Annotated in this window: 8 protein-coding genes and 1 pseudogene; 7 read left to right on the top strand and 2 right to left on the bottom strand. The window is 70.5% G+C overall.

All coding sequences use genetic code 11. The features are described 5' to 3' along the window. Both EHS43_RS25020 and EHS43_RS25015 read right to left on the bottom strand, forming a co-directional pair. Nucleotides 1-686: PucR family transcriptional regulator ligand-binding domain-containing protein (locus EHS43_RS25020; protein WP_185806393.1), on the bottom strand; the 686-nt coding region annotated here is incomplete at its 3' end. Nucleotides 687-728: 42 nt separating this feature from the next. Then, nucleotides 729-2531 carry a glycoside hydrolase family 15 protein gene (locus EHS43_RS25015; protein ID WP_125193010.1) on the bottom strand — a complete coding sequence of 601 codons (1803 nt, stop codon included), beginning with the start codon at nt 2529-2531 and terminating at the stop codon, nt 729-731. A 469-nt stretch (nt 2532-3000) separates the two neighbouring features. On the opposite strand from EHS43_RS25015, the gene EHS43_RS25010 reads away from it, so the two are divergent. The 7 genes and pseudogenes from EHS43_RS25010 to EHS43_RS47105 form a co-directional block, all read left to right on the top strand. Then, nucleotides 3001-4665 (top strand): CTP synthase, encoded by a 1665-nt coding sequence (locus EHS43_RS25010; protein WP_125193008.1) that lies wholly within the window; start codon nt 3001-3003, stop codon nt 4663-4665. Nucleotides 4666-4750: 85 nt separating this feature from the next. Then, the gene (locus EHS43_RS25005; RefSeq protein ID WP_125193007.1) at nt 4751-5377 is read left to right on the top strand and encodes an NUDIX hydrolase; all 627 of its coding nucleotides are present in this window, start codon (nt 4751-4753) and stop codon (nt 5375-5377) included. 258 nt (nt 5378-5635) lie between these two features. Continuing rightward, entirely contained in the window at nt 5636-7699 is a 2064-nt protein-coding gene (locus EHS43_RS25000; protein ID WP_125193006.1) for a tetratricopeptide repeat protein, read from the top strand. A gap of 144 nt (nt 7700-7843) precedes the next feature. Further along, complete coding sequence (ald, locus tag EHS43_RS24995) at nt 7844-8959, top strand: alanine dehydrogenase (protein WP_125193009.1); 1116 nt, start codon at nt 7844-7846, stop codon at nt 8957-8959. Nucleotides 8960-9371: 412 nt separating this feature from the next. After that, nucleotides 9372-10499 carry a ParA family protein gene (locus tag EHS43_RS24990; protein WP_125193005.1) on the top strand — a complete coding sequence of 376 codons (1128 nt, stop codon included), beginning with the start codon at nt 9372-9374 and terminating at the stop codon, nt 10497-10499. Next, the gene (locus tag EHS43_RS24985; protein WP_125193004.1) at nt 10484-11062 is read left to right on the top strand and encodes a hypothetical protein; all 579 of its coding nucleotides are present in this window, start codon (nt 10484-10486) and stop codon (nt 11060-11062) included. The genes EHS43_RS24990 and EHS43_RS24985 overlap by 16 nt, the downstream gene beginning before the upstream one ends. Nucleotides 11063-11080: 18 nt before the next feature. Then, nucleotides 11081-11274, top strand: a pseudogene (locus tag EHS43_RS47105) (segregation/condensation protein A); the annotation flags it as partial.

Below are 11274 nucleotides of genomic sequence, written 5' to 3'. Positions count from 1 at the left end.
TCCACGAGGACCGACCCGGCCGGTGGCGTGTCCTTGTGCTGTCCGCGCAGCCCCTCCCACACCTGGAGCGGATCGGCGCCCTCGGTGCCCTCGCCCGCGGCGTACAGGAGCTGTCCGTCGGTCGTCTCCAGGAAGACCGGGTTGCCGCTGAAGTCGGCCAGGATGCCGAGGACCTGTGGGATGCCGCCACCGCCCAGCAGGGCCTCGGTACAGCGGCGGTGCACCTCCTCGGCCCGCTGGAGCAGCGCGTAGTGGCCGTTGACGATCTCGGTGTGGATCTCCTCGGTGACTGCCACGAACGGCACCTCGCGGTGCAGCTGGACGAGCGGCAGGCCGGTCGAGCGGGCCGTGTCGACCAGGGCCGCGGGCAGCCGGGTGAAACGCGGGCCGAGTTCGACGACCAGGGCCGCGATGCCGCGCTCGGCCAGCGTGCGCACGAACGCGCGCTGCTCGGCCGGACGGGTGCCGAGCCCGTAGCCGGTGGTCAGCAGCAGTTCCCCGCCCTTGAGCAGGGAGGCGATGTTCGGCACCTCGCCCGCGTGCACCCAGCGCACGGTCCGGTGCAGCCGGTCCGCGCCCGCGAGGATCTCCGGGAGCCCGCTGCGCAGACCGGGCAGCTCCAGCGCGCGCTGCACGGTGATCCCGGCGCCCTGGGTGTCGAAACCGCTGTTCGTGCCGCTGTCCATGAGCCGGACGCTACCCGAGGCGCGCCCGGCCGCCGGTACGGCTCAGCCGCCGTACGCCCCCGAGGCCGTCAGACGCAGGGCCGTGTCGATGAGCGGGACGTGGCTGAAGGCCTGCGGGAAGTTGCCGACCTGGCGCTGCAGGCGCGGGTCCCACTCCTCGGCGAGCAGACCGAGGTCGTTGCGCAGGGACAGCAGCTTCTCGAAGAGCTTGCGGGCCTCGTCCACGCGGCCGATCATCGCGAGGTCGTCCGCCATCCAGAACGAGCAGGCCAGGAAGGCCCCTTCGTCACCGGGGAGGCCGTCGACGTTCTCGTCGCCGCTGGAGGTCGGGTAGCGCAGGATGAAGCCGTCCGGGGTGGACAGCTCGCGCTGGATGGCCTCGATGGTGCCGATCACCCGCTTGTCGTCCGGCGGCAGGAAGCCCATCTGCGGGATCAGCAGCAGGGAGGCGTCCAGCTCCTTGGAGCCGTAGGACTGCGTGAAGGTGTTGCGCTCCTTGTCGTAGCCCCTCTCGCAGACGTCCCGGTGGATGTCGTCGCGCAGTTCGCGCCACTTCTCCAGCGGGCCGTCCGCGTCACCGGACTCGATGAGCTTGATGGTGCGGTCGACGGCGACCCAGGCCATCACCTTGGAGTGCACGAAGTGCCGGCGCGGGCCGCGCACCTCCCAGATGCCCTCGTCCGGCTCGTCCCAGTGGTCCTCCAGGTAGCGGATCAGCTTGAGCTGGAGCAGGGAGGCGTAGTCGTTGCGGGACAGGCCCGTCATGTGGGCCAGGTGCAGAGCCTCGGTGACCTCGCCGTACACGTCGAGCTGGAGCTGGTGCGCGGCGCCGTTGCCGACCCGGACCGGGGCGGAGTTCTCGTAGCCGGGCAGCCAGTCCAGTTCGGCCTCGCCCAGCTCGCGCTCGCCCGCGATGCCGTACATGATCTGGAGGTTCTCGGGGTCGCCCGCGACCGCGCGCAGCAGCCACTCGCGCCAGGCGCGGGCCTCCTCGCGGTAGCCGGTGCGCAGCAGCGAGGACAGGGTGATGGCCGCGTCGCGCAGCCAGGTGTAGCGGTAGTCCCAGTTGCGGACGCCGCCGATGTCCTCCGGGAGGGAGGTCGTGGGGGCCGCGACGATGCCGCCGGTGGGGGCGTACGTGAGCGCCTTGAGGGTGATCAGCGAGCGGATGACGGCCTCGCGGTAGGGGCCGTGGTACGTGCAGTGCTCGACCCACTCGCGCCAGAAGTCCTCGGTGGCCTCCAGCGACTGCTCCGGCTCCGGCAGCGACGGCGGCTCCTTGTGCGAGGGCTGCCAGGAGATGGTGAAGGCGATCCGGTCACCCGGGGCGACCGTGAAGTCCGAGTACGTCGTCAGGGACTTGCCGTAGGTCTCGCAGTCGGTGTCGAACCACACCGAGTCGGGGCCCGCGACGGCGACCGTGCGGCCCTCGTGCTTGTGGACCCAGGGGACGACACGGCCGTACGAGAAACGCATTCTCAGGGCCGAGCGCATGGGAACCCGGCCCGAGACGCCCTCGACGATCCGGATCAGCTGCGGGGCGCCGTCACGCGGGGGCATGAAATCGGTCACCCGGACCGTGCCGCGTGAGGTGTCCCACTCCGACTCCAGGATCAGCGAGTCGCCGCGGTAGGTGCGCCGGGCGGCGGTGGGGGGCTCGGCGTCGGCCGCGTGCGCCGGGCCGAGCCGCCAGAAACCGTGCTCCTCGGTGCCCAGCAGGCCGGCGAAGATGGCATGCGAGTCGAAGCGGGGCAGGCACAGCCAGTCCACCGTGCCGTCCCGGCAGACCAGGGCTGCGGTCTGCATGTCTCCGATGAGTGCGTAGTCTTCGATGCGCCCGGCCACGTGCAACTCCAGTCGAACGGCCACGTCACCCCCTTCAGGAAAGGGGGCTGTCGCTTGGTGCGGTCAAGGGGGTCGTTGTAATGCGTCGTTGAGCGGTGAAGCAAAACAGTCCTGCCGCTGTGAGGCAAAACGACAACTGCTGCTCAACGAACTGACGAGCTCTCGTTGTTCCGGGGCCTACGGGTGGGGGTGGTCCCGTGTTTCCGGCCGGGCTCGGCAGTGAGTGTCCGAGCAGGATACGACGCACGTAGATGATCTGTGTGCCGCTCCGGGCAACGCGGCTGGGCCGAACGGGTGAGCAACGGGTGAGGAACGGGTGTCTTCGTGCGGGTCCGTGTCGGTGTGTGTGCGGAGCGTGGCCGGAAGCCATCTCCCCGAGGCGCTGATACCCTGGTAGCCCGTGGACCGGTGGGCGCCTGACCCCCGAACCGCACCTCCAGATCGCGACCACGGGAGCCCCCTCTTGGCCATGACCGCTGCTTTTCGAAACAGCACAGCCACGACGACCAAGCACATCTTCGTCACTGGGGGTGTCGCCTCCTCGCTCGGCAAGGGGCTGACCGCCTCCAGCCTTGGCATGCTGCTCAAGGCGCGGGGCCTGCGCGTCGTGATGCAGAAGCTCGACCCGTACCTCAACGTCGACCCGGGCACGATGAACCCCTTCCAGCACGGTGAGGTGTTCGTCACCAACGACGGCGCCGAGACCGACCTGGACATCGGCCACTACGAGCGCTTCCTCGACCGTGACCTCGACGGCTCCGCCAACGTCACCACCGGCCAGGTCTACAACACGGTGATCGCCAAGGAGCGGCGCGGTGAGTACCTCGGTGACACCGTGCAGGTCATCCCGCACATCACCAACGAGATCAAGCACCGCATCCGTCGTATGGCCACCGACGAGGTCGACGTCGTCATCACCGAGGTCGGCGGCACGGTCGGCGACATCGAGTCGCTGCCCTTCCTGGAGACGGTCCGCCAGGTCCGTCACGAGGTCGGCCGTGACAACGTCTTCGTCGTCCACATTTCCCTCCTGCCGTACATCGGCCCGTCGGGAGAGCTGAAGACGAAGCCGACCCAGCACTCGGTTGCGGCCCTGCGCAACATCGGTATTCAGCCGGACGCCATCGTGCTGCGCTGCGACCGCGAGGTGCCGACCGCGATCAAGCGCAAGATCTCGCTGATGTGCGACGTCGACGAGGCCGCCGTGGTCGCCTGCCCCGACGCCCGTTCGATCTACGACATCCCGAAGACCGTGCACGGCGAGGGTCTGGACGCCTATGTCGTCCGCAAGCTGGACCTGCCGTTCCGGGACGTGGACTGGACGACCTGGGACGACCTGCTCGACCGCGTCCACAACCCCGACCACGAGATCACCCTCGCCCTGGTCGGCAAGTACATCGACCTGCCCGACGCCTACCTCTCGGTCACCGAGGCGCTGCGCGCGGGCGGTTTCGCCAACAGGGCCCGCGTGAAGATCAAGTGGGTCACCTCCGACGACTGCAAGACCCCGGCCGGCGCCGCCGCGCAGCTCGGTGACGTCGACGGCATCTGCATCCCGGGCGGCTTCGGCGACCGCGGTGTGCTCGGCAAGGTCGGCGCGATCCAGTACGCCCGCGAGAACAGGATCCCGCTGCTCGGTCTCTGCCTGGGCCTGCAGTGCATCGTGATCGAGGCCGCGCGCAACCTCGCCGACATCCCGGACGCCAACTCCACCGAGTTCGACTCCGCCACCGGCCACCCGGTCATCTCCACGATGGCCGAGCAGCTCGACATCGTCGCCGGTGAGGGGGACATGGGCGGCACCATGCGGCTCGGCATGTACCCGGCCAAGCTCGCCGAGGGCTCCATCGTCCGCGAGGTCTACGACGGCAAGGAGTACGTCGAGGAGCGGCACCGCCACCGCTACGAGGTGAACAACGCCTACCGCGCGGAGCTGGAGAAGAAGGCGGGCATCCTGTTCTCCGGAACCTCTCCCGACGGCAAGCTCGTCGAGTACGTCGAGTACCCGCGTGACGTCCACCCTTACCTGGTCGCCACCCAGGCCCACCCCGAGCTGCGCTCGCGTCCGACCAGGCCGCACCCGCTGTTCGCCGGTCTGGTGAAGGCCGCGGTCGAGCGGCAGAGTTCCAAGTAGCACGACAGTTGTACGGTGGCCGGGGCGCGCGCATTCAAAGAGCGGGCGTCCCGGCCTCTTTTGCGCACGTGGGGAAGGACAGGGCATGACGATCGAGGACACTTCCGAGGAGTGGGAGATCCGGGCGACGAAGACCCCGTTCGTGGGCAACAAGACCTCCGTCCGCACGGACGAGGTGGTCATGCCCGACGGGTCCGTGGTCGGCCGCGACTACCAGGTCCACCCGGGTTCGGTGGCCGTCCTCGCCCTCGACGACGAGGACCGGGTCCTGCTCATCCGCCAGTACCGGCACCCGGTACGGCAGAAGCTGTGGGAGATCCCGGCGGGGCTCCTGGACGTGCCGGGGGAGAACCCGCTGCACGCGGCCCAGCGGGAGCTGTACGAGGAGGCGCACGTCAAGGCGGAGGACTGGCGGGTGCTGACGGACGTCTACACCTCGCCGGGCGGCTGCGACGAGGCGATCCGGATCTTCCTGGCGCGGGGGTTGTCCGAGGCCGACGGCAAGCGCTTCGAGGTCGAGCACGAGGAGATCGACCTGGAGTACGCGCGCGTGCCGGTCGACGAGCTGGTGCGGGGGGTTCTCGCCGGGGAGCTGCACAACAACTGCCTGGTGGTGGGGGTTCTGTCGTTGGTCGCGGCGCGGGCCTCCGGCGGGCTGGACGGGTTGCGTTCCGCTGAGGCGGAGTGGCCTGCGCGGCCTTTTGAGGCTTGAGTTTCTGCGGGGGCTGCCGTTCGGTGTGCGGTCCGCTGCGGGGTGACGGTCCGTCGTGGGTGGTCGCGCAGTTCCCCGCGCCCCCAAGCGGTACTGCCGGGCCCGGCGATCCTATGAACCGTTGATCCGATCAGGGGACTCTCCGGCCCCCACCGCCGCGCTCCGCCAGGAACGTTGCAGAGCGTGAACTAGGCTTTTGGTGCCCGAACCGGGGTCACCGGCGGGCTTTGCGCGTGCGGTGGGACGGGAGTGTGGCCCGTGACGGATCAGGCGGTGGACGCAGACGCTGTACGGGTGTCCGGCGAGGGCCAATTCCTGGGGCGGACACGGGAGTTGAAGGAGCTGCGCGCCGACATCGAACGCGCGGGACTCGACACGCTCGCCGGCCGCAAGGCACCCCGCGCACGCGTGCTGCTCATCGCGGGGCGCCCCGGGTCCGGCCGCACCGCGCTCGCCGAGGAACTCGTGCGGACCGTCGCTGACCGTTACGGCGACGGGGTGCTGCGCGTCCGGCTCAGCGAGCCCGACGGCACCCCCGTACCGGTCGGCAACGCTGCCCGGGAACTGCTCACCGCGCTGGAGGTGCGGGCACCCGCCGGAGCCGCCGAGGACGACCTCACAGCGGTGCTCCGCGAGGCCCTCGCCGACCGTCGCGCGCTGGTCCTGCTGGACGACGCGGTGTCGGCGGAACAGGTGGACGCCCTGCTTCCGGACACCCCGGAGTGCCTGGTAGTGGCCGTGTCGAAGGGCCCGCTGACCGGGATCGCGGACGTCCGCCCGTGCACCCTCGGCGGGCTCGACACCAAGTCCGCGCTGGAGCTGCTGTCCCGGCACACCGGGTCGGTCCGCATCACCGTGGACCCCCGTTCCGCCGAGGGGCTCGTGGAGGAGTGCCAGGGCCATCCTGCCGCGCTGAGGCTGGCCGGGGGCTGGCTCGCCGCCCGCCCCAAGGCGGCCGTCGCCGATCTGGCCAAGCAACTGCACGCGGAGAGTGACGAGGCAAGCCCGCTCGGCCGCGTCTTCACGTTCGTCCACGCCTCCCTTCCCGCCGCTGCCGCCCGGACCCTGCGACTGCTCTCCCTCGCCCCGGCCGGCCTCCTCGACCCGCACACCGTCTCCGCGCTCGCCGGCTGCTCGGTGGCCGACGCCCGGTCCGCCCTCGACGACTTCGTGGCGCTCGGCCTGCTGCACACCGTGGACTCCCCGCTGCCGCAGTACGAGGTCCCCGGCTGTCTGTACCCGCTGCTCAAGTCCCTCGCCGACACCCAGGACCGCCCGGCCGAGCTCCGGCTGGCCCGGGCCCGCATGCTGGAGCGGACCGTACGGCTGCTCCAGTCCTCCCGCGCGATCACCGAGACCGACAGCCCCGACGCCCGCGAGAAGCTCCAGGGCATGCCGCGCTCCGTGCGCTTCCCGAGCCCCCGGGCCGCCGAGGACTGGCTGCGCGTCCGCAGGCCGGCCCTGCTCGCCGCGGCCCGCCTCGCGGTCGCCGACGGGGAGCTGGACACCCTGGCCCGGCGCCTGATGGCGCAGCTCGTGCGCGCGATGGTGGCCCACTTCGGCATGCAGGCCGCCGCCCCCGACCTCTACGTCCTCCACGGTCTCGTCCTGGACGTGGCCGAGCGGCGTGCCCTGCCCCGCGAGAAGGCCGCCGCCCTGCTGAACCTCGCCGACCTGGACGCCCGGACCGGCCGCACCCGGGAGGCGCTGGCCCGCTACCGGGCGGCCCTGGACGCAGGACGCGAGGCGAACGACCCGTACGCGACTGGCCGCGCGATGGAATCCGTAGGCGGCGCGCATCTGGAGCTCGGGGACTACGACCGGGCCGCCGACTGGTTCGGCCGGGCCCTCGCCCAGCGGCTGGCCCGGGGCGAGCGCGCCGAGGCCGCCCGGCTGTACGGCCGTATCGCCGCCGCGCACACCTGCGCGGGCCACTACGGCGAGGCGGTCAGGAACTGGAGGGCCGCGCTCGCCGGGCACCGCAGGGACGGCGATGTGGCGTCCCACGCACGGGCGTTGAGCGAACTCGCCCGGGTCCAGGAGTACGCCGGACGCCCCGAGGAGTCGCTGCGCACCTGCCAGGAGGCCGTGGAATGGGCGCGTCGCGCCGAGGACGTCCGGCTGCTGGCCGCGCTCCAGATGCGGCTCGCGGACACGCTGGACCGCCTCGGTGATCCGGCGGCCGCTCAGCTGCACCGGGGCGCCGCCGAACGGCTGCTGGGGGAGGAGCTTTCCCAGGAGGATCCGGGGTTCCAGCAGGCCGAGGATGCGAAACACGCTGCTGATGCCTGCGAAATCCGCAGTACATCCGCTGAAGATTGATGCAATGAAAGGCTAGACAGCGGGAACACCTTCATTAGACTGGCTCTGCCGCACCTTCTCCTGCGGTGTCTCCTGGTGTGCTCACGCATGCCCGGGTATGTGTTGTATTGCCCCACACACTCTGAGCCAAGGACCGTGATCCACGTGAAGGTCGGCATCCCCCGCGAGGTCAAGAACAACGAGTTCCGGGTGGCCATCACCCCCGCCGGTGTGCACGAGCTGGTGCGCCACGGCCACCAGGTCGTCATCGAGCGCGGCGCCGGCGTCGGCTCCTCCATCCCGGACGAGGAGTACGTCGCCGAAGGCGCCCGGATCCTGGACACCGCCGACGAGGTGTGGGCCACCGCCGACCTGCTCCTGAAGGTCAAGGAGCCGGTCGCCGAGGAGTACCACCGCCTGCGCAAGGACCAGACGCTCTTCACGTACCTGCACCTGGCGGCCTCCAAGGAGTGCACCGACGCGCTCATCGAGTCGGGCACCACCGCGATCGCCTACGAGACCGTCGAGCTGCCCTCCCGGGCGCTCCCGCTGCTCGCCCCGATGTCCGAGGTCGCGGGCCGGCTGGCCCCGCAGGTCGGCGCCTACCACCTGATGCGCTCGGTCGGCGGCCGCGGTGTCCTGCCCGGCGGTGTCCCCGGCACCCAGCCCGCGCGGGCCGTCGTCATCGGCGGCGGTGTCTCCGGCTGGAACGCCACCCAGATCGCCGTCGGCATGGGCTTCCACGTCACGTTGCTCGACCGCGACATCAACAAGCTGCGCGAGGCCGACAAGGTCTTCGGCACCAAGGTCCGCGCGATCATGTCCAACTCCCTCGAACTGGAGAAGGCCGTCCTCGACGCCGACCTCGTCATCGGCGCCGTCCTCATCCCCGGAGCCAAGGCCCCGAAGCTCGTCACCAACGAGCTCGTGGCCCGCATGAAGCCGGGAAGTGTCCTTGTCGACATCGCGATCGATCAGGGCGGCTGCTTCGAGGACTCCCACCCGACCACGCACGCCGAACCGACCTTCCAGGTCCACGACTCGGTCTTCTACTGCGTCGCCAACATGCCGGGCGCGGTGCCCAACACCTCCACCTACGCGCTCACCAACGCCACGCTGCCCTACATCGTCGAACTGGCCGACCGGGGCTGGGTGGAGGCGCTGCGCCGCGATCCCGCGCTGGCGAAGGGCCTCAACACCCATGACGGCAAGGTCGTTTACCGGGAGGTCGCGGAGGCGCACGGTCTGGAGCACGTCGAGCTCGAGACGCTGCTCGGCTGAGCCCCTGACCTCGGCGGAGAGCTAAGTCACCTTTTCGTAAAGGCGATACGTCAACAAGGCGCGTCAACGAGGCACATGCGGCCGGACCTTGCCCACAAGGTCCGGCCAGATGTGTGTATGGTCACTTTGCGGCTCTCGGTCAACTCGCGTCGAACGTAACCGTTGGACCGATTCGTACACCGGCGAAACCTGCCGTGCGACTGCCGTACGCCCTTGACAGCGGGATGTTTCATTGCCGACACATCCTGCCGGGTCCGGCGGATTGTGTTGCTGTGAACACCCGACACGCCATAGAGTCGCCAACCGTCGGCATGGTGCCACGCTGACCTTGTCTAGAAGTTTCCTGGTCACCAAGGAGGTAAGACGACTTGTGAATGAGTCGACATTTTCTCCCGGGGGTGGTCAACCAGGAATGCCTGCCGGGGCCCAGAGCCCCGCGGGGTTCGAGGCTGTCGGCTCCGTCGCGGTGCGCACCTTCGCAGCCCACCAGAGTCCGCAGACCCTGCGGACAGCACACCAGAGCATGGATGGCCATCACGTGAACGCCATGGCCGGCGACGGAAGTGGCGCGCCCCACAACCACTTCGCCGACTACGACGAACTGCCCGAGGGGCACTTCTACGACCCCGACGCCGAGTACGAGCCCGATCCGGAGTACGCGGCCACGCTCGCGCCCGACGCCGCCCGCCAGCGCCGTGAGCGCGTGGGCCCGACCGGACGCCCGCTGCCGTACTTCCCGATCCCGGGCCCGCTGACCGACCACGGCCCCGCGAAGATCATCGCGATGTGCAACCAGAAGGGCGGCGTGGGCAAGACGACGTCGACCATCAACCTGGGTGCCGCGCTCGCGGAGTACGGCCGGCGGGTGCTGCTCGTGGACTTCGACCCGCAGGGCGCGCTGTCGGTGGGTCTCGGTGTCAACCCGATGGAGCTCGACCTCACCGTCTACAACCTGCTCATGGAGCGGGGCATGGCGGCCGACGAGGTCCTGCTGAAGACCGCGGTCCCCAACATGGACCTGCTGCCGAGCAATATCGACTTGTCGGCGGCGGAGGTCCAGCTGGTCTCCGAGGTCGCCCGCGAGTCGACATTGCAGCGTGCCCTGAAGCCGCTCATGGCCGACTACGACTACATCGTGATCGACTGTCAGCCCTCGCTCGGCCTGCTCACGGTCAACGCCCTGACGGCCGCGCACAAGGTGATAGTGCCTCTGGAGTGCGAGTTCTTCGCCCTGCGCGGTGTCGCACTGCTGACGGAGACCATCGAGAAGGTCCAGGAGCGGCTCAACCCGGAGCTGGAGCTCGACGGGATCCTCGCCACGATGTACGACTCGCGCACGGTCCACAGCCGTGAGGTGCTGGCCCGTGTGGTCGAGGCGTTCGACGATCACGTCTACCACACGGTCATCGGGCGTACGGTGCGCTTCCCGGAGACCACGGTCGCCGGTGAGCCGATCACCACGTACGCCTCCAACTCCGTCGGTGCCGCCGCCTATCGCCAGCTCGCCAGGGAGGTGCTCGCCCGGTGTCACGCCGAGTGAGTCTGCCGGGGGCCGACGAACTGTTCCGTACGACAGGGGGGATGGCGCTCCAGGCGTCCACTCCCCGGCGGGGGGCCAACGGCGAGGCCCGGGTACCGGCTCCCGCGGGGGAGTCCGACGGGGCCGCGGCCGAGGACGCGCCGCAGTCCGTGCCCGCGCAGGGCGGGGACGGCGACGGGGCCGAGCACGTGGCGGTCGACGCGGAGTCCGCGGAGGCCGGCGAGTCCCGTATCCGGGCGGCCGCCGCGGAGCGCTCCGCGCGACGTCAGGAGGCGCAGGAAGGTTCTGCCCAGGCCTCCGGTGGCGCGCAGCCGCGCGGCAAGCGGGGCCGGTCGCCCGCCCGGCGGCCCAGTGGGCGCGAGCGGCACGACGAGAAGATCACCGTGTACGTGTCGGCCGAGGAGCTCATGGATCTGGAGCACGCGCGTCTGGTGCTCCGGGGTGAGCACGGGCTCGCGGTGGACCGCGGGCGGATCGTCCGTGAGGCGGTCGCCGTGGTGCTGGCGGATCTGGAGTCCCGCGGGGACGCGAGCATTCTCGTCCGTCGGCTGCGCGGGCGGTAGCGGTAGCCTGCGGGGGCTATGACCTCGAACGACGTTCCCCCCGACCCCGGCCCGACGGCCGGCCGTCGGCGTGCGCTGGGACGGGGGCCGGGCGCTCCGCGGGTCGAGCGGGCCACCGTGGCGACGCCGGCCTCGGAGGCACCGGGGATCGAACCCATCGCGGCCGGGACGGCGGGAGCCGAGGCGGCGGAAGACGTGGCCGGGGCCGGGGG

It is taken from the genome of Streptomyces sp. RP5T (assembly GCF_003933965.1).
Taxonomy (GTDB): domain Bacteria; phylum Actinomycetota; class Actinomycetes; order Streptomycetales; family Streptomycetaceae; genus Streptomyces.
The sequence above is the reverse complement of the archived record's forward strand: the minus strand, read 5'-3'. Positions and strand labels throughout refer to the sequence as shown.